Below are 26,875 nucleotides of genomic sequence, written 5' to 3'. Positions count from 1 at the left end.
CCCGCCGAAACGCTGCCGCTACATCAAAGCGGCAATCTTTGAGGTATTTTCCTATAGCGGTGGTATATTTTCGTAAGGACCTTGGCGATCTCGGCTTCAATGCCGATTTCTGAACGCCCCCCAATTACCCATAGAAGTGCGTGGACCCCGCAATAGACAATTCCACCAACAGAAATCATCCAGGCCAACGCATACGCCGCATCAACGTGACTGAAAATCGGCGCGGAGTTCGCGCTCAACCCCAGAACGACCGCCGCCATCGCAAGGCCACTGACCCAAGAACGCCAAGTGACGCTAAGTTGATCCCACAATGTCAATCCGGTGAGCTTTTTAACTACGTAGATATTGACGATGGAAACAACGACCCCACCCGATATTGCTCTGGATATGAGCAAGCCTGGCAGTCCATAGAAATATAAGCCGATAAACACAATTGGCACCCTAAAGATCAGGAGAAGAAGCGTCCTGTTGAAGAGCATCTTTGTCTCGCCAAGGGCGGAAGCGAGCGCATTTGCCGGGCCAAAGACGATTTGCCAACCCAAGATCGGTGCGATCACCTGAATCACGAGTACCGCTACGGGCCAATGAGGTCCCAGAGCAAGATACACGAACGGCTCGGCAACCAAAGCTTGGCCGGCGCCGACCGCCATACCGATCGCAAAAAGCGAAGACTGACTCCTTTGAAATGCGCTTTGAACGCGCTGCTTGTCATCCGATATCTTCGCGAAACTTGGGAATAGAACGCGCTGTAGGGGCAAAATAGCCGATTGGGTTATCAAGCCTGCCGTATTGTTTCCAACGTTATAGGCGCCAAAGGTCGCCATGCCGAGCCACCCGCCGGCCAGGAAGTTATCAAATCGATTGCCTACAGCTGAGACGGCTTGGTTCAGGGTCAGCCATATGGAAAAATGCAGAAGCTTTGATAGCGATCGGAAGGAAATTTTTGGGACGTAAGGGGACGCCATATACGTCATGGCCGTTCCGACAACGCTCGCTGCTACAGTCCCCGCAACGATTGCCCAGTAGCTGTCGGTCAGATAGGCCCATGCGACGGAAACGACGAATTGTATCGTGAAATTCAGCCCCTCTTGAAAGGCGACGGTCCCGAAGCTCAATTCTTTAGAGTATATGATATATTTCGGGCTTCCGAGGCCGGTTAGCAACGGTCGGACCGCCAAACCTGCGCATACACCGATTAGCCGCTCATCACCGTAAGCTTCCGCCATTATGTAGCCGCTCACCACCATAACAGCAGCAAGCAAGACGCCTCTGATCGCCCCTAAAGTAAAGGCTGTGTGGAAATCATCTTCCGTGATTTCCTTTTGATGGATAAGTGCGCTGCCGAGGGATAATTCGGTTATTGCAAGCAGAATTGTTAAAAGGCTCGTTCCCAATGCAACCAGCCCGAAGTCTTCCGGGGATAGAAGGCGAGCGAGGACGACGGTTGTTGCGAGGAAAATGGTGCGATTATAAATCACACCAAAGAGCAAGATCGCTGATGCATTTAGCGCCTTTGCACCGATTTTTTCGTTCTTCTGGCCAGCCAAGTTTGCATTCTCCAATTGAACAACGAGCCCTTGCTCAGGATACAAATTTTTCAACTGTCCTGATCGCTTCTTGCATCCTTAGAAGCTTCTCGTCGAACAAAGCCTGTGCACTTAGGTATTGAGGAGATTTCATAACCTCTCTCAACGCCCGTCTGGCGTTAGCCTTGCATAGCGGTTTGGTAATTCGAGCAAATTTTGAGGCGGCCTTTCGGGTGTACTGTATATTCTTCGTAATGTGATGTAGTTGTTCGTAGCTCGGCGAAAATCGACGGCTTAGGTAATCTAAGTACATTTTCCTATCTTGTTCCGGCCGAAGTGTATCTGTGCCGTGGATGCCGAACTTCTTCAGGTTCCTGCGAAGGCCTTGATAATAAATAAAATCATCTGCGCTTATGGACGGCAGCGATATCGGTCTGTAATCAAGGTCCATTGAGTACGTCCAGTCTTTCCATTTGAACTCATCAATGTGAGGATGAATCGTAACAGGAATCCACGGGATTCTCATCGTGTCTGCGACGATAGCGCCATGCATGGCTTCAGTTATGACCAGCTTTGCCTCGCCGAACTTCCTCAAAATTTCGAGTGTATCTGTTTGAGGGCTGACATATTCCAAGCCCAATTCCGTCGCGATCGGTTCCCACGAACCTCTTTGAACTGACGATCTATGTGGCATGAATATGATTTTTTCAGGCTTCTCCTGTTTTGTGTAAAGATTCTGAGTCAGGGCCAACAGGATTGCCCCGTCAGTAACCGAGAGATGCGGCTGACCCAAGACCGCAGCTGATAAGGGTCCTCTAACCGCCGCCAAGCACCAGGCCGACATATCGGACGGGGGCGTTCCGTAAGATACCCCGGTGCCTAAAACCGCTATTTTCCTGTCGCCGCCGACAAACTTCTCAAGGCGCTCTGAGGTGAGAATACTCCCAATGCCAACAAGGGTTAGATCCGGCGATTCCAAGACTTTTTTCGGCAAAACCTCTTTCCAGATATATGCATTCAGATCGTCTCCAAAATTGAATTTCGGATCTTTGAAATAGAATACGTCCATGGATGGGTTCCTATGCCTTCTTGAATTTGCTTGCGATTTTCTTAGTGATCGAGCGGGTTAGAATTCTCAGGGGAATATCCGCGTTCGAAAAATCGCCAAATATAGCGCGAACTAAAGTGAGATGGTTTCCTGATATCATATGGTGGTGACATGCCCGCTCTGTGGATAAGCGGAGGAGTGCCTTTTTCCGCGTTGAAAGAAGATGCCTTGCCGATTTGTCGGTTGCGACCCTTCGGTCCTTCATCAGGCGGGCTGTCGCTTCAACCTGATCCTGATAGTCGACCACTGTGCGGCTCCATCCTGAGGATCTTGTCGTGTAGATATAGCCAGGTTCCCTTAAAAGCAGCATGCGGCCCGTGTGCAGAAGAATGTTGACGTAAATAAGAAAATCTTCTCCGTGCCGCCGCTCTGTTGGGTAAGCTATATCGTGTTCGATGAGGAATGAACGCCGATAGAGTGGTTTCAAAAGCCCATAGTCAGCTTCTGTTGCGTAGGGGCGGGCTTGACGTAGGAAAGCATGAAGATCGACCAGTTCCTCTTTTGGAGTCGTGGACAGGGCGGGCTTCCCCATCTCTTCAGATTGGGCATCAAAATAAAGGAAGTTGTCGGCTGCGAAGTCCACAGAGTGTCTTTCGGCAGCTTCAACCAGTCGATTTATCCGTCCAGGCGCATAAGCATCATCGGCGTCAAGGACCGCTATCCATTTCCCGCTAGCAGCTCGAATAGCTTCGTTGCGGGCGGCCGAGGGGCCGCTGTTTTTTTGGAGACGAGTAATCCTAATGCGGTTGTCAGAAGCCATCATTTGCCGAACGACGTCGACTGTATCATCGGTGGAACAATCGTCCACAACAATGACTTCAAGCGCGGGGTGATCCTGAGTTAAAACTGACATAATCGCGCGCCGGATAAAGCTGGCGCAATTGAAGGCAGCTATGATGACAGAAACCTCTACACAATCATCCGACGTCGTCATTCTTGCACCGACGGTCGGTCCAAGGAACGAGACCCCGGATGCTCAGTGATGCGTTTGAATGATAGAAGAAGTGCGCGTGTCTGCTTTTCCTCGTTGAACTGCTCTTCGACAATTTGACGTCCCTGAAATCCCATTGTCTGGATAAGGGGAGCATTCATGATCAATCGCTCCATTGCGTCCGATAGAGCATCCGTGTCGCGTTCTGGTACGAGCAGACCTGACTCCTTATGGCTGACGAGTTCTGGAATGCCGCTGTGATGGGTACTGATAACCACAATTCCCATTGCCATAGCTTCCATGATTGACACGGGTATGCCTTCCATATCTCCGTCCGCGGCCTTAACGCTTGGCAGCACAAAGATATGTGCTTGGCTCAAAAGGCGTCTGATTTCTTGGTGAGCCATGCCGCCGTGAAAATGGATCCGGTCTGCACACCCTAAATCCTGAGCGAGGTTGCGTATGTCCTCGAGCAGCGGTCCATTGCCGATGATGTCGAGCGACAGATCCAGATCTGGCCGACGGGAAGCAAGCTGAGAAAAGGCCTCGATAGTAAATCGATGTCCTTTCTTCTCTGTCATTCGCCCGATTGTTATGAAGCGTATTTTCTCACCAGGAGTAACGCTTCTGACTTTGAAGTCGAACGCCTCGCAATCGATCCCGAGCCGGATCGTTGTCACTTTCTCGGGAGGGGCACCAAGGTCGATCAAGCGGCTGCGCCAGAGGTCGCTGATAGGTATTAAGAGGTCGGCCTGTTCAAAGAGCTCGCGATAGACCTGAGGGGATCGGCCATCCATATATTGTGTGAGGTCATACCCATGGAAAACGGTCGTTATCGGGGCGTCAATAAGCCCTAATCTCTTCAGATGTGCGACAACGCGCCCAGCCGGGCCGAAGTGGCAATGAATGACTTTTGCAGTTGCGTCGCCTGATCGAAGTTTGGCCGCGATGCTTAATTTCAATGAGATCGGCATTTTGATCTCATCGTCACGAGAAGTGAGAAGGCGCCAGAGTGCGCGTATGTTGCCGCGTGAAAGAAGCTGGGCCGCGCCCTTCGCCATGACTGCCATCCGAGCGAAGCGCCTCTTATCCGCTGTCACATATCGAATGCGGTCGCCAAACCCGTAATCTTCCGGCAAATTCGACACATTGTCCGTGGGTCGACTCAAAGCGACAACATCTATGTCGGTGCCAAGATTCCCGAGACCTTTCATCTCGTTAAAGACGAAGGTTTGCGTAAGCTCAGGAAATGACAAAGAGAAGTACGTAACTTTCAAATCATTCCTCGTCTGTGATATCGATTCTGTGTCTTGGGTCTGCAGCCATGCCGTTCAGCCTGATTTCCGTCTCATGGTCGGCGTTGATCGGTTTGTATTCAGGCAACAGTCTTTTGGAGCGTTCAATATGCTTACCCGCCGGCGTGAATCCTCTGCCCAGATGTACGGCCGCGAGCACCACGCTGCTTTAGAAATTGATGCAAGATTCCCCGTCGCAGAGACTGCTTCCAAAGCAATCTGAAACGCGTTTCCCCGGGAGGCAGCCTGCGAAAAAGCAAACAGATAGGTTCCAATGCGAGCCAGAGTAGGGCAGTGCTTGCCGGAAGACCGGCGATTTTTCGCTTTCTATCAAAGAGCGTCGGACGGAGTACAACCATTCCCATTCCATATCGCTCGGCGCGCGCTATCGCCCAATCTTCCTCGACGTAGGCTGACTTGACGATGTGCCGGACCTTCGGGCCCCGGGAATGATAGGCTTTTGCGCCTGCGCTCTCCAACCGCATTGCGAACGCGGTATCCTGCCCCATTGGATATTGTTTGACCGAGGCATTTGGTCCCAGATTATCGTGCACCACATACCCTGATTTGATGACGGCGCGACGAAACGCCGAATTTGGCCCAAATATGTATCCGGCCAAGGTGGGGCCTTCTTCAAGACTCTCATTCAGGGCATATAGGATGGCTGCTCGGTTGTCTTTGAGAAGCCAGGGAAATCTCGGTGGGCGTTCCCATTCGGGCAAAATAAGTCCCCCGAATATGCTGAATTCCGGCTGTTCTTCAGAGAGGCGGATGAATTGGTCGAGCCAATCTGGATCCGGAATGACGTCGTCGTCCGTTAAAACGACGAGTTCCCCCTCCAGGTGGCGAAACCCCAGCGCCAACGCGTTTTCCTTCCCCTGCTTCGGCTCGAAATACACCTCAAGCGGGAGACGGTCCTTATAAGAGTCCAGAATCTTGGCCGTATCGTCCGTGCTGTTGTTGTCGACGGCGACGATCTTCCAATGACCTGGCGGAAGTGTACAGGCGCACAGTGCATCCAGCATGCGCGGAAGCGTCCTTGCACCATTGTAGGTAGAAAACAACACGGTGATTTTAATACCTGTCATATCATTCCTCGGAGACGCTGCGGCTAACCTGGAAACCTGCCATTATTCGCCTGCTGCCTTAAATGCATCCGATGCCTCATTCGTCGCCATGCGGCCATAACGCGAAATGATTTTGATGTCGCTGCGGATTATTTTTGCCGGATTGCCGGCGACGAGGGAGCGCGGCGGCACGCTCTTGGTTACCACCGATCCCGAGCCGATGACGCATTCGTCGCCGATTTCGATGCCGGGCAGAATGATGCTGCGGGCGCCGATGAAGCAGCGTTTGCCGATCCTCGTGTGCAGATAGAGGCCGCGCGTGAGGTCGTGGGTCAGGATCGCGGCTTCGAAGGCGACATAGGTCTCCGCGCCGATGTGCAGGCCTTTCGGGTTGGTCTTATCGAACCGCACGCTTAAGGAAAAGCTTGCCGTCGGATCGATGTCCATTCCCCAGAATTTCGTATAGTAGAGCCACTTGGCCCTGACGATTCCGTTCCGCAGCGGCCGAAATACGTTCAGTCCCCACTTCGGCTTCTTTCCTGTCTGCACCATCAAGTCCGACCCCGGCTGGAAAATTCGTCTAGCACGGAACTGTAATAGTCCTCGAGCATCCCCGTTTGGCGACGTATGTCGAAGCGCTCGGCCACCAGAAGCGGTGCCCGCGCGCTGAAGGCTGTCCACAGGGCCTGGTCGTTGAGCAGCCGTCCGACCGCTTCCGCCATTCCCGCGACATCCCGCTCCTCCACGAGATAGCCAGTTTTCCCCTCCTCGATCGCTTCGCCCACGCCTCCCGAGCGAAAGGCGACGACCGGAGTGCCGACGGCCTCGGCCTCGAGATTGGCGAGGCCGAACGCTTCTGCGTGACCATTGTCGAGGGTCACGCTGCCGTGGAGATAAAGCTCTGCACTGGCCAGCAGGTCCCTTATCTCAGTCTGCGACAGATTTTCATGGATCGTGACGCTTGGCAAGGAACGACGCGCCAGCGCCTCGATTTCCTCTTTCAGCGGTCCCTGACCCACCATGACGAATTCGACCGGCGTGCCGGTCGCCGCCACGCGCGACAGCGCGTCGATCATGAAGCGGTGGCCCTTATAGTCGACGAAACGGGCGATGGAAACCACCAGCCCCTTTTTTCGGGGACGAGGCTCCATTTTGAAGAGATCGAGATCGATGCCGATGTGGTGGCGATAGACACGGTCGGCACGGAAGCCGAGCGCCAGCAGCCGGTCGCGGATGAAATCGGAAACGGCGATGTTCCAGCTGTTCCAGTCGGCCATTTCGCTGCGGCCCTTGGCGAAGAAGCGCACCTGGTTGAAGCCGCCCGGTTTTTTCGGATCGCCGCGATAGGTGGCGTCGAAGCCGTGAAACGTCGTCACGAGCGGTTTGCCGGCGGCCCGCGCTAAGGGACCGATGACATAGCCGTTCTTGCCGAAATGCGCGTGAACGAGGTCGGCCTGGCCAATCGCGGGAAAGAGGAAAGGCAGGCCGATCTGTGGAATTTTCAGCAGAAGTTCGCCGGCCCGCGCGATCGGCGACCGGCGGATGTCGTGAACCGGAACAGTGGATTTTCTGGTGTGGGCCGAGGAAATTCGCGTGCCGGCAAGAATTTCAGCCTCGAACGAACGAAACGCTACCGCCTGATTGAGAACAAATGCCTGGCTGGCAGGCAGAAATTTTTCCACATAAATAACTGCCTTTTTCATGAATCTGCCGATGTCTCCGTTGTCTTGCGCATCACATCGCCTCTATTGCCTGCCTGATGCCATCAGCTGAACTGCGCGGCGCGTTGTTTTCATCATAGAGATTAATGCGCTTTGTGCAGGCTCCATCGGCATCGGTCCCCGTTTCATCAGGCTCGCCGTATTTTTCCGACATGCCCCATACGGTGACGCCTTGCAAGTCGCCGCGTTCGGCCGCCACGGTGATCACGTCGCGGAAAATATCGGCGTAGGTGGCCTGCGTGAAGCCTTGGTCGTGCTTCAGGAAGTGGCAGGATGCATCGAGTTCTGTGATATAGACACCAATGCCCATATCCTTCAGAGCCGCGCAGAATCGCCCCATTCCTTCCGGATCTATCCGATCGAGGCCCGGGCGGAAATGCGCCTGCAGCCCGACCGCGTTGATCGGGGTCTGCCTGGCGACGAGATCCTCGACGATCTTGAGAATGTGCCCGCGCTTTTGTTCGAAGGTGGCGGATTTTTTCTCAAGATGCGTTTCGTTGAGAATCAGCGTCGCACCCGGATTGGTCTCGTGCGCCATATCGAAACTCATGCGAATATAATCGTCGCCAAGAAGGCGTCGGAAAACACAATTCCGCAGGTCGGGCGCATCATACTCCAACGGCTCGTTCACCACATCCCAGGCATCGATCGACCCCTTATAGCGAGCGACAACCTGTTTTATATGACGGTCCATGACCGTCCGAAGGGCCCGCGCGTCGGTGATCTCTGAAACCCAATTCGGAACGCGATACCAGATCAGTGTATGCCCATAAACCCTCATGTTGTTTTTTCGCGCGAATGCAACCATCCTGTCGGCGCCCCCGAAGGAAAAAACGCCGGGACTCTTTTCCGTCGCTTTCCACTTCAATTCATTGCGCGGCGTTATCGAATTGACATTGTCGACATAGAGCTCGCAGGCGGCCGGGTCGCTGATATTCTGCAGGTCGATTGCCGATCCGAACCGGAACGATTTGCTGTCGGCAAGGGCGCGCAGCCCTGGTTGCGCCGGAACCCTGGCCAGCACCGCGCCCGCGTGGAGACACGACAGCGCGAGCGGAACCGAAGCGAGGAAACGTCTTCTGTTCATGCTATTCCTCGCTGTGGGCTTTTCTCATCTCCACGACGGAACTTGCTGCAGCCGGGTCGGTTTGCGGCGGTTCCGTTCCGATCTGCGTTTACTTTGGTGGAGCAGTGCAACCTCAAACATACTTTCCCAGGAGCGAATACTGTATCCGCTAGACTTTTCAGTCTGTGCCAAGAGATAGATCTTCCCGGAGGGCGCTCGTGAAGGAAGATTGGTTCAGCTACGAGTGATGAGCTTTTTTCATATGGCATTTCAAAATGCCGTTTTTTTATGGCGCCCCTTCGAAACGCGCTCTCTCGTCTCGATGACCTGCAGCTCGCAGCCGTGGTTTTCAGCGTCTTCGGCGTGTTCCCTATCCTCCTTGCAGCTCTTGTGGGAATGTCACGGCGGCTGCGCCCGCGCGGCGGATGCCATTCGCCTGTTGAACGACGACCTTGCCCAGGGCGCGGAGGATTTGAATGTCGAGCGGCATCACGACGATGCAGGTCGCATGGCCTGACAGACCGGTCACGCGTGCGCCCTCGACCAGCGTCCGCAGCTACTTCTTCCCGTCTTATGGCCCTGATGCCGGCGCCGGTTGCGCGGGGTCGGTTTCAGCCGTCGGCTCCGGCGATGGAAGCCAGGTTCTGTCGGAAAAATAATCTCTCGTTCTCTTTTGAGGTCCGGACGCCGCATCCAGCGAGAGCGTAAAATTGTAACGGTCCGGATTGAGCACCTCGCGGCTGAAGGTGATGCTGGCGCCGAAGCCATCTTCCTTGATGTCCCTCAGATTCTTGATTGCGCTCAGCGCCTCATGAAAATCCAGCCATTGCGGTTGGCTCAGCATGACCTCGAAAATCCGCAGGATGTTCGGGTCGAGCTGGCCATATTGGTCAGTCTCTGGATTGACGATCTTCACGCGCATGTTGTTGATCGTGCCGGCGGCGTTACCGCGAACGATGACGAAGATGGAGCTGGAAAGCTGATCCTTTTCACGTTTGCCGCTGTGTTCGAAAAAGCATTCGAAGGTATCGGCGTTGAAACTCGCTGCCGCCCATTCGCTGGTTTGGATGCCGGCGTTGCGCAGGGCCGCGCACATTTCCGCTCCTGAGATGCGCCACGTCCGGAGAAAGGTTGATGCGGTCTGCGCCATAGGCGGTTCGATGGCATGTAGGGGAAACCTGACGGCGGCCGGTGGTGCCGGGCGGGGAAGCGCCTTCGGTGGCGGCGGCTTGACCTCGTATGAAAAGAGATCGAGGCCGAAATAGCGATCGATCGTCCTCAAGTGCTTCATGTCGTTGGAAAGAAGCACGGTTCCGATGATGAGCGACAGGGAAATCGTCAGCAGCAACCAGAAGACCACGGGAATCCGTGGTTTTCCCACTGGCTGTTTCGCATATGCGGGCGACGGATTCTCGGGCAAGCTTATCTTCTCCGAGTACGCGAGAAGGGTTTCGATTGGGCTGTCTAGATCCAGCAGTATACATCCATCCGTTAAATATCTTTGGCTTGCTGTTCGGCATTCTGCCGCGTCGGGCGTGTTATCGGCAAGAAGCGCGCGCTTCACATCTGCCGGAAGCGGCTGGAGTCCCCGATCTTGATCCTTTCCAATGCACCCGCCGCTATGGCCGCGGCGAAGATCGCGGATGATCCGCGGCCGTGACAGGCAAACCGGGTCACCGCAGTCTCCTATGCTTCTCGGCCCCTTCCGGTTTTCTTGCTGATGTTCATGACATTTAGAGAGACGGGATCCGGTCCAATCTCAGTGCGTGCAGCCATCATTGATGCTGCCATCTTTGTTTTATCTTCGCGCAACGGTTAAACTTTTTATTGCAAAACTACAGGTTATATTATTGGTCTACATCCTGTTTTGCCGGGTATTACCCAATTTTCGACGTATTCTCCTATAGGGTCTGCCGCGAACTTGCAGAAGGAGAAGGATATGTCCGTCAAATTGGACGCGACCACCTATATCCACGCCAAACCGACCACCGCGCATTCCTACATTCTGCCGGCTGTGCTTGGGGTGCTGGAGGGCCATTTTGCCGGCTGGGCGAAGGCCGATGTCTTCGATCTGGGATGCGGCACGGGCGGGGCGGCCGCAGTTCTTGCGAAAGAGGGATATTGCGTCGTCGGCGTCGATCCTTCAAGCGACGGCATCGCCAAAGCCAATGTCAAATACCCCGGGCTGCCGCTGAATGTCGGTTCGGCTTATGACGAGCTTTCCGGGGAATACGGCACCTTCGACGCTGTGATCAGCCTGGAGGTCGTCGAGCATGTCTATGATCCCAAGGCCTTCACCTCGACGATGTATGATCTGGTCAAGCCTGGCGGCATCGCCGTGGTATCGACTCCCTATCACGGCTATCTGAAGAACGTCGCCCTGGCGGCGCTTGGGAAAATGGATGATCACTTCATGCCGCTGAAGGATCATGGACATATCAAGTTCTGGTCGAGAAACACTCTCAGCACGCTGCTGCATGATGTCGGTTTCCGCAGTATTCGTTTTGAATATGTCGGAAGGATACCTGCTTTTGCCAAGTCGATGATCGCCGTGGCTGAAAAGCCTCTCTAGACGACAGGGCCGGGGGGCCGATTTCGACAATCCGCCCCGCTCCGACTTTCTCCATAAGCTACTCCTCATATATATGTCATGACACGCGCCTGCAGTAATCCACAGGTGCTTCTACTGTGCGCGGCGCTGAAAAAAATCCTTACAAAATATTTACTTTTAGTTGCATTCTTGCTCAAATTCTCCATTATACAGCGGGCGTGCTGATAAAGCGGGAGACTTATTCACATGAAGGCCAAATCGCCGAATTCCATCGACGTCTATGTTGGCAACCGCGTGAGAGTTCGGCGAAAGACGCTCGGGATGACCCAGCATGGTTTGGCTCAACTTCTGGGCATTACCTTTCAACAGATTCAGAAATACGAAAAGGGGACGAATCGCATCGGCGCCAGCCGTCTTCAGCGCATTTCCGAGATTCTTCGCGTGCCCGTCGGCTTTTTCTTCGAGAACGGCGGTTCCGGGCCGATCGAAGCGCAGACGAGCGAGTTGAACAAATTCCTGTCGTCGAAGGAAGGACTGGCGCTCAACAAGGCGTTTATCGCCATTGAGGATCCGAATATCAGGCAAAAACTGGTGGCGCTGGCCAAAAGCCTGGCGGTTGAGGGCTTGCCCGACATCGACAGCGAGCTGCAGGATCCGGTCGTGCACAATTGAGGATAGATCGTGCTTCATCTGCAGACATTTGGCGATCTGCGGTTGACCGAGACGAATGGCGAGTTGGTTCGCTATCCGATCAAAGGTCTGTTGATGATGGCCCATATCTATGTCGGCGCGAGCCACGAGCTCAGCCGCTATGAACTGGCACAGTTTCTATGGAGCGACGTCGAGCCGGAACTGGCGCGGCTCAATCTACGCAAAATGCTGTCTCGCATCCGCGAGATGGACGGCGGACGCGCCGAGATAGCCTTCGATTTCACCGCCACGACGGTTCGCCTCAACACGCAGGCGCTTTCCAGCGATCTGGATGTCTTTCGGGCCGGCGGTGCGCCGCTGGATCGGCTGCAGGCGATCGCCGAATTGACCCAGCGCGGTTTCATAGGAAATATCAAGCCGGCGACAAAGCCGATAGACGCGTGGATCAGGGCGCAGCGGGACGCCCAGGCGTTGCAATTGCGTCAGGCATTGCTGGAGGCGCTGCCCGAGGTGCAGAAGCCCGACGCAGCGCGCATCATTTCGAGCGCCGCCCTGCAAATCCTCGAGCGGGATCCGAATGACGAGCAGGTGAGGGCGCTGCTGCACCAGATATCCCGCGGCTCGCCGTTTTCCGAGAGATTGGCAAATGGCGACGGCCATCCAAGGGTGGAGGTGAAGCGTTCGGAGCCCGGCAGCCAGTCGACCGACATCGAACGCATATCGGCGGCGCCGCTGATCCTGCCGCGCCTGGCGTTGCTTCCCCCGACAGCCAAGCACGCCGATGCCGGACTTGCCCTTGCAAACGCTCTGATCGAAGACGTCACAATAGAATTGTGCGCACTTCGAAACGTTTCCATCGTCGCGCCGCATACAGCCGGCCAGATCCGCCGCGACTCCGAGAAGGCGGCCGTGGTCGCCAGGCACTCGATCACCTATCTTCTGGACACCCGACTTTCCGAAGAGGGGTTGTTCGCGCAGCTGATCTATTTTCCCACGGACGAGATCATCTGGGCCAACCGCTTTGCGATGACGCGCGCTACATTGCCGCGCCACAGGCGGGTGATCGCCCAGCAGTTGACCGAGTCGGTGGCCCGCGAGCTGGCCGAAAACGAGGAGGAGCGGTTACGTTTCGAGGCCGATCCCGGGGCCTACCACGCTTACCTCGTCGGTTCGAGCCTGATGAGCAAGCTGACATTGCCGCACATCCGCCGGGCAAGGAAGGCGTTCAAGCAGTCGCTGTCGTACAAGTCGGATTTCTCCGCCTCGTTTACCGGGCTGGCAAGAACCTTCACCAGCGAGTGGCTCGTGAGAGCGCAGGGAAATGACGAGCTGCTGCATCTGGCGGAACAGCATGCGCTTCGTGCAATCGAGCGGGATCCGGAATCGGCGGCAGGCCATCGTGAGCTTGGCGTCACCAAGCTTTATCTCGGCGATGTCGATGCCAGCGTCGCAGCCCTTCACCTGGCGGAACAGCTCAGCCCGCATTTTGCCGATGTCATCTACAGCCATGCCGACACGCTCGTGCATGCATCCAGGCCCGGTGACGCGCTCGCCAAGATCAGAAAAGCGATGTCGCTCAATCCGATCGCGCCTGACGCCTATCTGTGGTGTGCCGCCGGAGCCAGTTTCTTCCTGGAACAGTATGAGGAGGCCATCGCCTACGTCGAGGCGATGAAAGACAAAGCGCCGGCCCATCGTATCGCCGCGGCCAGTTGCGCAATGATCGGCGATCGAAAACGGGCACTCTTCCATCGGCAACGCGCCGAAAGCATCAACCCGGTGTTCGACGTCGAGAAGTGGCTCGCCATCGTTCCCTTCAAGGAGCATTGGCAAAAAGAGCTATATCGGGAGGGCCTGTTGAAGGCCGGGTTTTAACAATAGGTGAGGGGCGTTACATGGTGAAAGCTGTCATCATAGGAATACCGGACGAGGCGGGTCTTTGGCTCGCCGATCTCGACGCGGGCACGGTCAAGCCGCTCAATCCGACGGGGGAATTGGCAACTGCGAGCAGTCTGCGCAAAGCCGGCGGAATATTCGTGAAGGGCGTCGATCTGGCTGTCGCCGTTTCGTCGGCGCAGGTCGCTCTTTCCGGCCACGTCGACGGCTGAGCCGACATCTGACGGACCAGTCGACATATTCCGACAGGATCATATCGCCGCGGGAAACTCTTTCCCGCGTCGAGCCCTTGTTGGCCAGATTCGGGGTGACCAGGGTGGCGCGACATACCGGGCTCGACGATATCGGGATTCCCGTCTGGTGCGCCTATACCCCGAATTCGCGATCCATCGTGATCGCTCAGGGGAAGGGCCTGACCGATGTCGATGCCAAAGTGTCCACCATCATGGAAGCCCTGGAACGGGCCGTTGCCGGCGAACCTTTCGTCGATCGGCTCCGCAGCAGCGCGTCGGGCCTGCGGGCGATGGGGCACAAGATCGACACGCTGGACTGCCTGATCGCCATCCATAAACCCGACCTCGGGCCGGACGAGGAGACGGATTGGGTGGCCGGCATCGATATTCTTACTGGCGGGACGATTTATATCCCCTTTGAGGCGGTGGTGCTCGACCGTACGCGAGATGCCCGATACTGGATGTCATCGGACGGCCTGGCCTCGGGAAACAACCTCGAGGAGGCGATTTTTCACGGTGTGCTCGAGCGGATCGAGCGGGACGCGCATGTGCTGTGGCAGGTCAGCACGGAAGCGGATCGTTATGCCGGCTGCGTCGATCCCCGCGGTTTCCTGGACGGCGCCTTGGACGGGTTGATCGACAAAATCGAAGCGTCGGGATTGGCGCTCAGGCTCTTCGATATCACCAGCGACATCACCATCCCCTGTTTCACCGCTATGCTAGGCCCAGGGGACTGCGTTCCGGACCCACGGGATCGCCACGGCGGCAGGGACATCCGCCTTGTCGAGGTGACCGGCGGCACCGGCGCCCATCCCTCTCCCGTGCGCGCGGCCATTCGGGCGATAACGGAAGCCGTGCAGTCGCGGCTTACCTATATCAGCGGAGCCCGGGACGATATTTCCCCGGCCACCTTCTCTAGATCCTTGCCGCCGCTGATGCGGCGAGCCTTCGACGCAGTTCCCGGATCGCCGGGCCCAGCGCCGCAACATCGGCCACGGAATCTCACGCAGATGCTGCAGCATGTGCTGGAGGCTTTGCGAACAAAAGAGATCGGTTCGGTCATTGCCATACGCCTCAGCGAGGGCACGCTTCCCTTCAGCGTCGTCAAGGTCGTTATTCCCGCGCTCGAAAATCCGGAAGGGGAGCGCGCTCGGCGGTTGGGAACAAGGGCGCTGGCGAGAGCGATCGGCTTTTGAAGATCATTTTCGCAGGTCCCAGTCTTCCCGACGCAGCCGCACTTGCCGGCGAGGCGATACGCGTCCTGCCGCCTGCGACACAGGGAGATGTTCTGGCTGCGGCGGAACAGGGTGCTAATGTCATCGGCCTGGTCGACGGCGGCTTCGAATATGCCGCGCCGGTCTGGCATAAGGAAATTCTCCGCGCTCTCTCGCTTGGTGTGATGGTGCTGGGGGCGGCAAGCATGGGCGCGCTGCGGGCTGCAGAATGCCAGCCGTTCGGCATGATCGGGATCGGCCGCATTTTCGAAGACTATCGCTCGGGCCGGCTGGTCGATGATGCCGCCGTCGCGCTCGTGCACGCGCCGAGCGCGCTGGGCAGCAAGCCGTTGACAATCCCGCTCGTCAATGTCAGCGCCACGCTCGATGCCATGGAAAGCAATGAATTGCTCCCAGGAGGGGTGCGCCGGGAGCTTGAAAATGCTGCGAGCGCAGTCTTCTTCAAGAGGCGGACGTGGCGGGCGATCGTCGAGCAGTGCGCCAGCATAGCCGCGCCGGATCGCCCGAGATTATTGAGAGCGCTTGTCGCGCATTCCGTCGATCAAAAGCGCATCGATGTGCTGGAGTTATTGAAAGCAGTGCAGGCAGCCGCGGATATCCGCGTGAATGCCGATTTGTCCTGGAAATTGCACGAGACTGCATTTCCTACACGGCCCGCATTGTGAATTGAATGCAGCAATCGTCACCGGGAGTTGTGTCACGCTTTTTTCACGGGCTTGGCCACGCCAGCCCGCGTATTGTTCCTTCAATTCGTTGGAGAAATGGGCATGGGCGTGACATCGGCCGCTAACATAAATGCAGACCTCAGGGCGGAAGAGGGTCTGGACGAACTGCTCGCTTTGGCGCGGATGATCGCCTATGCGCGACAGGTCGCTCAGGATGCCAAACTGCAATTCGCGACGAATTGCCTCGATCTTGCCCTTGAGGCGGTGAAGCAGGAAGTCGGGGAGGAACTGACCAGGGATCTGGCTGAATTGAGCTCCCCGGTTCCGCAGGTGAGCGTAAAGAGACATTAGTCTGGCCTCCCAGGAACAGCTGCGGCCTCTCTCCTGCCTCATGCCGAGGTTCCGTAGGCGCCTCGAAGGACGAGGTCGACGACCAACCAACGCGACTTCCGCGCTCCGTAGGGGATTGACTCATCTCCGAGCAAGGCTACGGTCTTCTCTTCCGGGTAGAGGGGGCCTGCGTGAAATTCAGCTGCTTTGCGCGTGGCGGGAAAAACATGTCACGGTCTTTTCCTGCGATCGCCGCTCTTCTCGCTCTGATCCCGGCCGCCGGCCATGCCAGCGAGGCGCGGGGAAAATCGACGCCTCCTGCTGCGAAGGGCTGTGTGGAAGTCAGTGGAACGGCGTTGACCGGAATGGCCGGAGGCCCAGCCTATTCGGCGGCCGAGGTCAAATGCGGCACAAAGCTCTCGCTGGTGCTGCAGCGCCAGACCGGCAGAAATGGGAACCTTCCCGCCTGGAGCACGATCGATGAGGTGGCGATTGTCAAGCCCAGCCCTCGTCACGAACTTCTGCAACCGAGCTATTGCTCGTCGAGCCTGTTTCCTCAGGACATGGTCTTTGCGCTCGGCAGGATGGTGGAACAGCCGGATGGCTCCTATCGATCGGAGAGCGTCGTCAAAGCCTGGAGGGTCGATATCAAACGCGAAAGGCTGGCCGCGATTCCCGTCGATGGTCTGCTTTGCGCGCTGGATCCGGCCGATTGATGGGGGCGACCACACACTTGGCGAAAAACACCGCCCCTACTCTCCGCCCACGTCCTGAGGCGCCCTGCATGGCTTCGAGGGTTGAGGCCGGCCACTGGTGTTTCTGCGGCAATGGATGAGTGCTGCCGGGATAGGAGCTGCGCAATCGACCTATTCGGAATCGATTCGATTATAGCTTGGGAAAAATCCGGAGTGGGTCTTGGGCTGCCGCTCATTCGGGGCTGTATTCGAACCCGGGCACAATAAACACTCAAAACGAACGGTAAGCGGCTTCGTTGACGTTGTCTCCGGGCGGGGAGACGGCGCGAGTTGGGTCTCGGTGGTCGTCTAGTGATCGGCCGGGCCGATCGCTCATTCAGTGGGTCAAATTGCGCTTCTGGGCCAGCAGTAAAATGTAATCATCGGCAATGTCCGCGATGGCCATTGCGACTTCCGCCGGATCGCACCCCTCGACCTTCGTGTTTGCAATGAACTGATAAACTGCCTTCTCAATCTGTTTCCGGCAGATCATCACGCGTTCATCATAACCAAATTCCGGAATCTGCGATGCTAAATCACTCATCAGGGCGGCTCCTCACTACTTACAGTGACCATGACACAAATTATAAGTTGAGCAAGCAAATGCTTTATCAAAGGTTAATTCAGCGACGAGGTGCGGCCATTTCGACACACATTTGGTCAGTCGAAAGCCATTTCGGTGTGTTGCATTGAGTGAAGTCTTTCGCGCAGGCGGATTGACTGTTCATGCCGGGAGTCGCTCGACGAGAGTGGGTGTCTCTGAGCCTGCGGCTCGTTGGTCTCGGACTGCCTGACGGATTTGAAGTGACCGGTCGAAGCTTGCCAATGCCGGTCTATCCGCAGCGCGATGACCTGCCATAATCCTTTGATTTGTCAAGATGTTAAACCTCTCTTCGCCTTCACGATCGTCATTCTCCGAAGTTGAATTGTGTTGCGCATTGTCGATGCCGGCTCATGCCGGGATTATCGGATTTGGTCCTGGCTGCTACTTCTTAAGTGTTGCCTTGCCGCGCCGTTGCGACGAAGGAAAGGAAGGAAAGAATGTGAGGATCTCTTATGTTTTTCCGACAAGAATGTAAGGCGGCGCCGTTAAGCGGCATCTGCGACAACTTCGAATAATAAATGAGATAAAGCTAAAATTTTATCAAAAGGTAAAAATATCTATTTCAGATATTGGTTGTATTTAAAATTGGGTTTTGTGATGACTGAACTGTTTATAGTTAATATCCGCAAGATGTGCTTATTTCAATAATAAAGATGACCTCGTCTATCACTTTATAATAAAGACATTATCTCTATAGGGGCGCATTTGCTCCGGTAATTTCGTTGCGAAGCGGAAGCATTTGCCGTTGAGCGTGAGACAGGTCATTGCTTTCGGATATACTGGTTTTGGCCAAGACCATCGCAACAGGAAATATCGCTGTCGAAGCAGCATTTCTCTATCCGATGCAGCGATCAAAACGGTGCCCCGCGGCAACTTGTTCCCGCAAAGTTGAGGACCCGCCGGGGTGGTGACGGGTCCTCTGGTAGGATTTCTTGCACAGTGCGTAGCTATGATTGCGCTTAAACTTGATATTGTCACAGCCCATAATCGGAAGGTTATAGTTTCCCACAGTTTTGTCATGGTCGAGACTACAAATATTTTACGTCGTGCTCGATTTGTACTGAATAATTGAGAAATAGTTGACAACGGAGTGGAGGTACCGTCCTTCAGGACCGGAAATGCTCTATCTCTTCGAGGTCGCAGTGCAATCTCCGTCGCGACGGTCGATCTTCGACAAGCGCCGGAACAAGGCTTTCGTTCGGAAACGAGACCATCCGCCAACCAGTGGGATAACAGGGTCTATTTCTTCGAATTTTTTGAATTTCTGCTGCTTCTGCCGCCAGAGCGGCCGGGCTTTCGACAACGCCCTGTTTGCGGCTCTGGCGGCTTTTGAAAAGATCAGCTTGATGATGACGCTGGCAGCAAGCAATGGACTATGACGATAGACGTGCTTGAGCGAGGCTGCGGCGCTGCGCCAATCTTTCAAAGCCGCAAATTTCGAGAATGCATAGAGGTGGGCCGAGGCGCGGGCGCAACTGACGACGAAATCAGGAAGCTGCGGATTGCGGGCGACGCATCGCTCATAGACGGCCAGAAGCGATCGCGCCATTCGGGATCTGTCGGCAGACATGGCCGCGGCGTGAACTCGATAGCCCACCAGGCCGAATGGCACCGCCTCGATCTTGAAATGCTCGGCGGTGCGGAGTTCGAAATCGAAGTCTTCGCATCCTCCGATTCCCTGCTTGGCATAGCTCGGATCGTAGCCGCCGATCTTGTCTATGACGGCACGGCGCACCATGAAACCGCTGCCATTGCCGACGAAGCGGAAGACGAGATGGCGGATGAGAATGGATTCCCGGGCGCTAAGCGACGAGCCGGACCGCGTGCAATATCCCTGGGAATCGACCAAACGATGAAGTGCATAGACCGCACCCCAGTCGTCGGGCAGGGGATGGAGCGCCGACAGCATTCTTTCGACATATGTCGGATGCCAGAGGTCGTCCGCATCCAGGAAAGCGAGATAGCCGGCCTTCGATGCTGCGATCCCGGTATTGCGCGCCGCGGCGACGCCGCGGTTTTCCGTCGACAGAAACTGGATCCTCGGATCGGCGGCGGCGAAGTGGCGGCAGATGGAGGCGGTCTCGTCGGTCGAGCCGTCGTCGACGACAATGATCTCCAGCGCCCTATGGGTCTGATCGATGACGGACTGAAGCGTCTCTGCGATATAGTCTCTGGCATTGTAGGCGGGGATCACGACCGCTACCAAAATTTCCGACGTGGTCGACATCTCCATCGCCGTCACCCGAGTTTGGATGCGAGTGTTGGTGGGCGTAGATCGATCTGGTTCTTCATCATCCTGGCGACCGCAGGGCGATGGCTGACGACGATCAGCGTTCGGCCGGCATCTTGCTTGATTGCCGAAAACACCCGCATTTCGGTATTTTCATCGAGCGCGCTCGTGGCTTCGTCCAGGAGCAGGATCTGCGGCCGGCCGGCCAGCGCGCGGGCCAGACCGATGCGCTGGCGCTGTCCGCCTGAAAGCCGCACTGCCTCGTCGCCCAGCCATTCGTCGAAGCCTTCCGGCAGATTTTCGATGAATTCCGTGGCGCAGGCGACATCGGCGGCCCACCTGACGTCCTCATCGGAGATATCGCGACGGAAGCGGATGTTGTCGAAAACCGTGCCCTCCATCAGTTCGACATCCTGGCCCGAGACCGAGAGCAGGTGCAGCCAGCTCGCGCGGTCGACATCGGCAAGGTCCCTGCCGTCGATCGTGATCAGGCCTCGCGTCGGCCGGGTGAGATCAAGGATCATGTTCAGGATTGTCGTTTTGCCGGAGCCGCTTGGTCCGGTCAGAGCCGTCGTTTCGCCTGCCTTGATCGAAAAATTGAGGTTTTCGACGGCCGGGGCGGTCGACTGCTCATAGGTGAAAGAGACGTCGTGGAAGACGATGGCTTCCGCCAGGCGGGGGACCGGCACCCCTTGCGCGGCCTGCTTGGCGTCGTCCTTTTCGGCAAGCAGCGCCAGGACGTTCTGCAGCGACGCTTCCATCTCGTAAAGGCGCAGGATCTGAGAGTCGAATCCCTTGATGTGCGGCTGTAGCCTGTAAAGAAGGATGGTGGCCGAAAGCGCGGCCTTGAAATCCACCGGCAGGAATTCCGAAGACAGGATGATCGTCAGGATGACCCCGAAGGTCAGGATTTCGCTCAACAGAGAGGTCGCCGCCCCCATCCAGTCCGAGTGGCGCCAGGTCCGGCCGACTTCGCTGGATAGTGTTACGAAGATCTGCTGGTGGCGCTGCTCGAGGCCGAAGCTTTTGACCGCCTTCAAGGTCTGCAGCGTGGTCCAGCTCAGCTGCGTCAAGGCTTCGACGGCGGCCAGCGCCGAAGCGCCGAGACGCCGATAGGCGCCGGCAAAGAACCCCAAGGCGAAGTTATGGATAAAGCCGAAGACAAGCCCGAGCAAGGCGATCGGCCAGGCCATGACAAGCATGCCGATGCCGAAGATGACGATCGTGCCGAAATTGACACCGAGACGCACCAGGCTCGCATGGGCCGAGGATACCGCATAGGCTTCAGTGGCGATCACATTGATCAGATCGCTGCGCTCATAGTGCTGAAAGCGCTGGAACGGGATGGTCAGGATCTTGGCGTAGAGACGGTCGCGCATGCGATCGCTGATCTTGTGGTTGATCGCGCTTGTGATCAGCGAGTTGACGAATCCGAGGAGAATGCGCAGCAGGATGGAGGCGATGAGGATGCCGATCAGCACCGGTTTGGAAAGACTGAGGTCGACGCCGCCGAAAATCGCCGGAAGCCCGGCAACGGCGGAGCCGGAACCTGTGTCCTGCTGGCCGAGGATAAAGACCAGGCTCACCAGAAAGGTGATGCCGACCATCTCCGAAAAACCGGTGAGAATGCCGAGGACGATCATCACCGTCATCTTCAGCCGCAGCGCCGGCACGAGCTGCAGAAGCTCGCGGTAGCGGGCCGCGATAACCATATTGTAAGCGCTGGCCGGCCGGGAGGCGGATGTGCGAAACCTATTCATTGTCGACCATCCGCGACGATGTCGGGCTGAGCACGCCGCCAAGCGGCACGAAACGATCGCTGAACGGCGTGCCGGCTTGCGGAATGGCCGCACCGGCAACGCGGGTCTTCGATCGGGCCGAAGGCTTTCGCAGAATCTGTCTTGCAATGCGCACGCCATGGCGTTTTGCCAGACGAAAGCTCTGCCGCAGGCTATGGACGATCAACTGCGGGCCATATTGTCCCGCCATCATCGGCGCCAGGTTCCTGAGCTGGGCGTAATCGCGGTTTGCAAGGGCCTTGTTGAAATACCAGTGCGTCGTATTGAATTTTGCGGTCTCGATATCGCGCCGCAGATGCGGGTAGCGGTCGATGATCGGCGCCATCACCAGGGCGTGGGATTTCAGCATCCGAAGGGCGTTGCTCGACATGTTTCCCCGGGTGAAGCGATAACCGGTGAGGAAATCAGGAACCAGCGCGAAGGGAAGGGTCTCGGCCAAGGCGAGATAGAGCTTCAGATCCTCGCAGCCCTCGGCGCCGCTGTCGCGCAGCCCGGCGTCGTAACCGCCGCAGCGCAGAACCTCTGCGCGCGGCATCAGCGGCGTGCTGCCATTGCCGATGAAGTTTTCTCGCAGCAATGGTTCGAAGATATTGCCTTCATGAAGGACCGGGCGTGAATTGCCGAAAATGACGCCGTTTTCGTCGATCGCCGCATACCAGTTGTAGGCGACGCCATGGCTGCCGGGAAATTTTCGCAGCGACTGCAGCTGGCGCTCGATCTTCTCGGGATGCCACACGTCGTCGGCATCGATAGGCGCCACATAGGCGCCCCGCGCCTCGCCGATGCCGTGGTTGCGGGCACGGGCAACGCCGCCGTTGGCCTGCCGGAGAACCCGGACACGGCGATCGATGAGGCTATAGTCGCTCGCAAGCGCGAAGGTGCCGTCCCGCGATCCGTCGTCGACCACAAGGATTTCGAGCTTGTCGTAGGTTTGCTTCGAGACGCTGTGCAAGGTTTCGAGAAGCGTCTTTTCGGCGTTGTAGGCCGGGATGACGACGGTGATCAGAGGGGGCGCTGCGGTGGTGATGATTGTCATCCGATAAAGGCTCCCGGCAGGCCCATCAGTGCGGGGAAGGCTTCAAGCGGCCGGTCGCCGCGGACTTCGAGGCGCGGCAGGCCGAAGACATTGTCGGAAAAAGCGGCTGTTGCGGCGCGTGTGGTGAAGCCGATCGTGTAACCGGCAACGGAAAGAATGCCCGGCACCCTGAAGTCGGTGGCGCCGTAGGGCAGTGCGATCGAAACCACGGAGCCGCCGAGTCGGCTTTCCAGCGCATGGCGCGACCGCAGGGCTTCGGCGAGCAAGACATCGTTCTCCATCGCACTCGCCGGCGTATGGGAGGCGAGATGGGAACCGAAGCTGATGCCTTTCTGCTGCAGTTCCAGAATATCCGGCCACGCCATCAGCGCCGCCGGCTCGCCATAGGCACAATCCCAATCCGAGCGGCCGCCGACCTTGTCGGTGACGACGAAGACATCGGCGCTGAAATCATTCTCGGCCAGGATCGGGAAGGCGTTGGCGCGGAAATCCAGATAGGCGTCGTCGAAGGTCAGCATGACCGGCCGGCCCTGGATCGGCTTGCCGCTGCGCAAATGATTGGCGAGCGACGGCGCCGTCACGGCGTAGTAGCCATGCCGGCGCAGGAATTGCATTTGCTTGCGGAACATCTCCGGCGGCGTGCGGAAGCGCCGCAGCGCGGCGGGGCCATCCTCGGCGATCCGATGATACATCAGGATGGGGACCGAGGTCGTCACCTCGGTTGCCCATGCCACCTCGCGCGCGACGCCCGCCGGTCCCGAGATGATGTGCTTTGCCACATCGACGTCCATCGGTGTTCCATGTGTCTCGACCCGCAGGACGGGATCGACCACGGTGGCTTTGCGGAAGCGGTGGATGGCGTAAAGCGCCGTGTCGATCGTCTCTTCGAGGGCAAGCCCCGCCTGTTCGGCCAGAACCCGTCTGATCGTCCCGACCCCGAAAGGATGGCCCCAATCGAAACCGGTTCGCCCGGGCTCGTCCTGGCGCAGATGCGCGTGGGCGGTGATCAGACAGCCCCCCGGCTTCAGCGCCGCCGCCATCTTGCGGCAGACACTGGCAAGCATCTCCTCATCCTTCATGTAGTAAAGCACTTCCGAGCAGAGGATGAGATCCTGATCGGGTGGAAGCTCTTGTCCGACGAAGTCGAGAACCCGAAGCTCGACATTGGAGAGATCGAGACAGCGCTTTGCCGCCCTATCGATCGCCCGCTGCGAAATATCGGTGGCCGTCACCCGGCCGACTGCGCGTGCAAGCTTCTCGGTGAAGATCCCCTCGGCGCAGGCAAGTTCCAGGGCCGTTTCGGTCCCTTGCGGGATCAGGCTCAATGTCTGCGCATATTTGACCTGCTCGTAGACCGACAGGTAATTCCACGGATCCGGGCGTTCGAAAATGTGCTCCCAATAGTCTTCTGCCGACTGAGCCCGGGGGGCCTGCATTTCCTTCGCCGGCGCTGCGGCGGCTGTACGTCGCACCGGCGGCAGGCCGCCTTCGAGATCGCGCAGGATGTCGGACAGGCGGGCGTCATTATCCTGTCCGTCGCCTGGCGCCCGGGCCAGGACGGCATTGCGGCCGGTCCGCGCCAGAAGCCTTTCGAGCCGTCCGCGCCGCCGGCCGCTGCGGATGATGAGGCCGCCGAAGGCTCGGTAGCCGCGGAGCGCCTCCCTTGTCCAGGCAGCCGCATAAGCGAGGGTGGGCTGCCGCTCAAGATGTTCTCCCGCCTGCATCTCCTGCAGGATCAGTCGGATCTGCGCCCGGATCGACAGATCACCCCAGAGCGGCCCGACGAAGGTGCCGACATGTTCGTCGCCGGAAAAGCCGTGCATGATCAGCGTATCGGCCTGCTTGGCCCGGGCGATCCTGGAAAGGGCGCCGAGCTCGACGCTCACTACCTGGGTAGCGCCGAGGCTGAAGGATCGCCGAAGGTTGCCGGCGGAGAGCTGCCAGGCGGCGGCTTCGAGGATCTTGCGGCCGGTGCCGGGCAGCGAATGCCGCTGGATCAGCTCGACGAGCAGACGGAAAGTCGGCCACCATCGCTCGGGCGCATCGATGAGATCGTCGGCCCGGTCGGGCAGGAGGCCGGTCTGCAAGCCGTGAAGGATCACGCCGGCAAAAAAGCTCTCATAGCCTGCGGCATCCGGGATGTCCGGCAGCAGTGCGGCGAGGGCTGCTATATCCAGGCTCGGATCGTGCTTGGCCGCGATGACCCAGACGAGCATGCGCAATCGGCTGATGGCGGGCGTGATCCAGCCGCTCTCCCGACCTTCGGCCGGCAAGCCGTGCTGCTTGCGCAGCGCCTCGGCCTTCGTCGTCACGCAAATGGCGTCACGCACCAGTTTCGTCGGATCGCCGGAAAGCGAGCCCGGCTTCATGCGATAGAAAGCCAGGCAGGCGTCGACACGGCGAAATTCCGCACCTGCAAAGGCCATGCGCAACCAGAGATCCCACTCCTCGCAGGTCTGCAGGCTCTCATCCATGCCGCCGACCCGCTCGAAAAGGCTTTTGGGAAAGACCACCGTATGAATGGCGAGCGCACAGAAGGACGAGAATTCGCGCCTGGCGGCATCGCCGGCAAGCACCGGCGCCTGTTCCACCGGCATCAGCCGGCCGTCCGGGGCGACCCGGCGGTAGGAGCAATAGGCAATGCCGGGCGGCGATCTATCCTCCGCGATCGGCAGCATGGTTTCGATGAAGGTCGGATCCAGCCAGTCGTCGGCATCGAGCATGCAGAGCAGGGGGGCGGCGGCCAGCCGGGCGGCATGGTTTCTTGACGCCGCAGCGCCGGCATTGGCCTGGCGGGCGGCGACAATGCGGCTGTCCGCTGCGGCAATCGCTTCAAGCCGTTCCCAGGTGCGGTCGCTCGAACCGTCGTCGACCACAACCGCCTGCCAGTTCGGCCGCGTCTGCCGCTGCAGGCTGGCAAGCGCTTCGGCAAGCGTGTCCTCGGCGTTATAAGCAGGAATGAGGAAGGAAATGGCCGGCGCCACAGCTGTCACCATGCGCGCATCTTCCAGCGGCGCAGAACGTAGAGCGCGCCGCTGACGCTGCCGAGCATCTCCTGCTTCAGGAAGAAGTCATGCGAAGTGGCGCCCTTGCGCAGGCGTTTGCGCAACCTATTGGCGAAATATTTCGGGAAGGAGATGAGGATGCGCCGAAGGTTGCCGCCGTTGCCGGTGTTCTGATACTGCACCAGCAGTGCAGCGATATGGCCGCTCATATATTGCTGGATCTGCCTGGCGAGCCCCTGCATATCCTTGCGATGAAAGTGCCAGGAAACCGCTGTCGGCTCGTAGCGGCAGACATGGCCGTGATGCAGCAGCCGGTTCCAATATTCGGAGTCGCCCGAACAGCCGGCCGCACCCATATCGAGGCGGACGTCGAACAGCCCGATCTCGTCGAACACCGAGCGGCGGAAGGCCTGGCTTGCGCCGGCGCCGATCGTCCAGACCGGCGCGCCGTAGCGCCTGTGACTGTCGTAGAAATCCCGGCCGAAATCCTGTCTGATGTAACCGCGGCCGAAACCCCAGTGCTTTTCGAAGATGAACTGCGCCGGCGTTGCGAGCTCTCCGGGTAGGATCAGCCCGGTGACGCAGCCGATCTCCGGCCGGTCGAATGCCTTCATTAGGTTCTCCAACCATCGCTGGTGGAGAACGACGTCGTCATCGGTAAAGGCGACGAATTCGGTTTTCGCCGCGCGGATGGCGGCGTTGCGGGCAAAATCCAGCCCGACCCGGTCTTCGCGCACATAGGTGGCGCCCGCTTCTTCGACCACCCGGCGGGTCGCATTGCCAGAAGAGGCATTGTCGACCACGATGATCTCGGCCGGCTTCACCGACTGTTCGGGGATCGAGGCGAGGCACCGGCGCAGCTCTTCCGGCCGGTCCTTGGAGCAGATCAGAATGCTGACCTCGCGATTTTGAAGAGCTGTCTGCGCGACCTGACGCGCATGCGCGAGCGTATCCGGCTGCACGACACGTCCGGCAAGCTCGGCCGCGGCCTCGGGCCTGTCGACGTAGGCCTGTCCGACCGGGAGGCCGTCGGCGAGAAAGACTACGAGCCCGGCCGATATCGGCGCCGCGTCGGCATCCAGCTGATGCGATGCGAGATCGAGATAGTGAATCGGTACGGGAAAATTGACAGTCGCCAGATCGGACGGAATGATTTCCTGCATCGTTACTCTCTCAACGCATCACGAGCACA

Annotated in this window: 24 protein-coding genes; 8 read left to right on the top strand and 16 right to left on the bottom strand. The window is 57.8% G+C overall.

Translation table 11 applies throughout. The features are described from left to right. Positions 1–23 precede the first annotated feature (23 nt). The 10 genes from PYR71_RS27630 to PYR71_RS27585 all read right to left on the bottom strand — a co-directional run bounded on the left by PYR71_RS27630 (position 24) and on the right by PYR71_RS27585 (position 10,134). Positions 24–1,601 carry a lipopolysaccharide biosynthesis protein gene (locus PYR71_RS27630; protein WP_275621650.1) on the bottom strand — a complete coding sequence of 526 codons (1,578 nt, stop codon included), beginning with the start codon at positions 1,599–1,601 and terminating at the stop codon, positions 24–26. After that, complete coding sequence (locus PYR71_RS27625) at positions 1,582–2,595, bottom strand: polysaccharide pyruvyl transferase family protein (protein WP_275621649.1); 1,014 nt, start codon at positions 2,593–2,595, stop codon at positions 1,582–1,584. Before PYR71_RS27625 ends, PYR71_RS27630 begins: the two co-directional genes overlap by 20 nt. Before the next feature lie 10 nt (positions 2,596–2,605). After that, positions 2,606–3,568: a glycosyltransferase family 2 protein gene (locus PYR71_RS27620; protein WP_275621648.1), complete on the bottom strand. Its 963-nt coding sequence runs from the start codon at positions 3,566–3,568 to the stop codon at positions 2,606–2,608. After that, positions 3,565–4,842: a glycosyltransferase gene (locus PYR71_RS27615; RefSeq protein WP_275621647.1), complete on the bottom strand. Its 1,278-nt coding sequence runs from the start codon at positions 4,840–4,842 to the stop codon at positions 3,565–3,567. The genes PYR71_RS27620 and PYR71_RS27615 overlap by 4 nt, the downstream gene beginning before the upstream one ends. 131 nt (positions 4,843–4,973) lie before the next feature. Next, positions 4,974–5,948 (bottom strand): glycosyltransferase, encoded by a 975-nt coding sequence (locus PYR71_RS27610; protein ID WP_275621646.1) that lies wholly within the window; start codon positions 5,946–5,948, stop codon positions 4,974–4,976. A gap of 42 nt (positions 5,949–5,990) precedes the next feature. Next, on the bottom strand, positions 5,991–6,479 hold the full coding sequence (locus PYR71_RS27605; protein WP_275621645.1) for an acyltransferase: 489 nt from the start codon (positions 6,477–6,479) through the stop codon (positions 5,991–5,993). Continuing rightward, positions 6,479–7,630 (bottom strand): glycosyltransferase, encoded by a 1,152-nt coding sequence (locus PYR71_RS27600; protein WP_275621644.1) that lies wholly within the window; start codon positions 7,628–7,630, stop codon positions 6,479–6,481. Before PYR71_RS27600 ends, PYR71_RS27605 begins: the two co-directional genes overlap by 1 nt. A gap of 31 nt (positions 7,631–7,661) precedes the next feature. Next, on the bottom strand, positions 7,662–8,735 hold the full coding sequence (locus PYR71_RS27595) for an endo-1,4-beta-xylanase (RefSeq protein WP_275621643.1): 1,074 nt from the start codon (positions 8,733–8,735) through the stop codon (positions 7,662–7,664). A 349-nt stretch (positions 8,736–9,084) separates the two neighbouring features. Continuing rightward, positions 9,085–9,243 carry a hypothetical protein gene (locus PYR71_RS30880; protein ID WP_323115754.1) on the bottom strand — a complete coding sequence of 53 codons (159 nt, stop codon included), beginning with the start codon at positions 9,241–9,243 and terminating at the stop codon, positions 9,085–9,087. A gap of 42 nt (positions 9,244–9,285) precedes the next feature. Next, entirely contained in the window at positions 9,286–10,134 is an 849-nt protein-coding gene (locus PYR71_RS27585; RefSeq protein WP_275621683.1) for a DUF6030 family protein, read from the bottom strand. 519 nt (positions 10,135–10,653) lie between these two features. On the opposite strand from PYR71_RS27585, the gene PYR71_RS27580 reads away from it, so the two are divergent. From PYR71_RS27580 to PYR71_RS27545, 8 genes are all read left to right on the top strand, one after another. Beyond that, positions 10,654–11,286, top strand: a complete 633-nt coding sequence (locus tag PYR71_RS27580; RefSeq protein WP_275621642.1) for a class I SAM-dependent methyltransferase — start codon at positions 10,654–10,656, stop codon at positions 11,284–11,286. A gap of 225 nt (positions 11,287–11,511) precedes the next feature. Next, entirely contained in the window at positions 11,512–11,937 is a 426-nt protein-coding gene (locus PYR71_RS27575; protein WP_183912151.1) for a helix-turn-helix domain-containing protein, read from the top strand. Between the two features lie 9 nt (positions 11,938–11,946). After that, positions 11,947–13,791, top strand: a complete 1,845-nt coding sequence (locus PYR71_RS27570; RefSeq protein ID WP_275621641.1) for an AfsR/SARP family transcriptional regulator — start codon at positions 11,947–11,949, stop codon at positions 13,789–13,791. A gap of 20 nt (positions 13,792–13,811) precedes the next feature. Then, positions 13,812–14,024 (top strand): hypothetical protein, encoded by a 213-nt coding sequence (locus tag PYR71_RS27565; protein ID WP_275621640.1) that lies wholly within the window; start codon positions 13,812–13,814, stop codon positions 14,022–14,024. 41 nt (positions 14,025–14,065) lie between these two features. After that, on the top strand, positions 14,066–15,241 hold the full coding sequence (locus PYR71_RS27560) for a YcaO-like family protein (RefSeq protein WP_275621682.1): 1,176 nt from the start codon (positions 14,066–14,068) through the stop codon (positions 15,239–15,241). Next, positions 15,238–15,945, top strand: a complete 708-nt coding sequence (locus PYR71_RS27555; RefSeq protein ID WP_275621639.1) for a TfuA-like protein — start codon at positions 15,238–15,240, stop codon at positions 15,943–15,945. The genes PYR71_RS27560 and PYR71_RS27555 overlap by 4 nt, the downstream gene beginning before the upstream one ends. A 102-nt stretch (positions 15,946–16,047) precedes the next feature. Continuing rightward, entirely contained in the window at positions 16,048–16,296 is a 249-nt protein-coding gene (locus tag PYR71_RS27550) for a hypothetical protein (protein WP_275621638.1), read from the top strand. A 206-nt stretch (positions 16,297–16,502) separates the two neighbouring features. Next, positions 16,503–16,991 (top strand): hypothetical protein, encoded by a 489-nt coding sequence (locus PYR71_RS27545; protein WP_275621637.1) that lies wholly within the window; start codon positions 16,503–16,505, stop codon positions 16,989–16,991. Positions 16,992–17,346: 355 nt separating this feature from the next. Here the strand turns inward: PYR71_RS27545 and PYR71_RS27540 are convergent, their stop codons facing one another. The 6 genes from PYR71_RS27540 to PYR71_RS27515 form a co-directional block, all read right to left on the bottom strand. Continuing rightward, the gene (locus PYR71_RS27540) at positions 17,347–17,553 is read right to left on the bottom strand and encodes a hypothetical protein (protein WP_085738057.1); all 207 of its coding nucleotides are present in this window, start codon (positions 17,551–17,553) and stop codon (positions 17,347–17,349) included. A gap of 1,183 nt (positions 17,554–18,736) precedes the next feature. Continuing rightward, entirely contained in the window at positions 18,737–19,855 is a 1,119-nt protein-coding gene (locus PYR71_RS27535) for a glycosyltransferase family 2 protein (RefSeq protein WP_275621636.1), read from the bottom strand. Then, positions 19,852–21,603 (bottom strand): ABC transporter ATP-binding protein, encoded by a 1,752-nt coding sequence (locus tag PYR71_RS27530; RefSeq protein WP_275621635.1) that lies wholly within the window; start codon positions 21,601–21,603, stop codon positions 19,852–19,854. The genes PYR71_RS27535 and PYR71_RS27530 overlap by 4 nt, the downstream gene beginning before the upstream one ends. Continuing rightward, positions 21,596–22,678 carry a glycosyltransferase family 2 protein gene (locus PYR71_RS27525; RefSeq protein WP_275621634.1) on the bottom strand — a complete coding sequence of 361 codons (1,083 nt, stop codon included), beginning with the start codon at positions 22,676–22,678 and terminating at the stop codon, positions 21,596–21,598. Before PYR71_RS27525 ends, PYR71_RS27530 begins: the two co-directional genes overlap by 8 nt. Beyond that, the gene (locus tag PYR71_RS27520) at positions 22,675–25,674 is read right to left on the bottom strand and encodes a trifunctional glycosyltransferase/class I SAM-dependent methyltransferase/polysaccharide deacetylase (RefSeq protein ID WP_275621633.1); all 3,000 of its coding nucleotides are present in this window, start codon (positions 25,672–25,674) and stop codon (positions 22,675–22,677) included. Before PYR71_RS27520 ends, PYR71_RS27525 begins: the two co-directional genes overlap by 4 nt. After that, complete coding sequence (locus tag PYR71_RS27515; RefSeq protein WP_275621632.1) at positions 25,668–26,846, bottom strand: glycosyltransferase family 2 protein; 1,179 nt, start codon at positions 26,844–26,846, stop codon at positions 25,668–25,670. The genes PYR71_RS27520 and PYR71_RS27515 overlap by 7 nt, the downstream gene beginning before the upstream one ends. Positions 26,847–26,875 lie beyond the last annotated feature (29 nt).

The organism is Rhizobium mulingense (assembly GCF_029194105.1).
Taxonomy (GTDB): domain Bacteria; phylum Pseudomonadota; class Alphaproteobacteria; order Rhizobiales; family Rhizobiaceae; genus Rhizobium; species Rhizobium mulingense.
The sequence above is the reverse complement of the archived record's forward strand: the minus strand, read 5'-3'. Positions and strand labels throughout refer to the sequence as shown.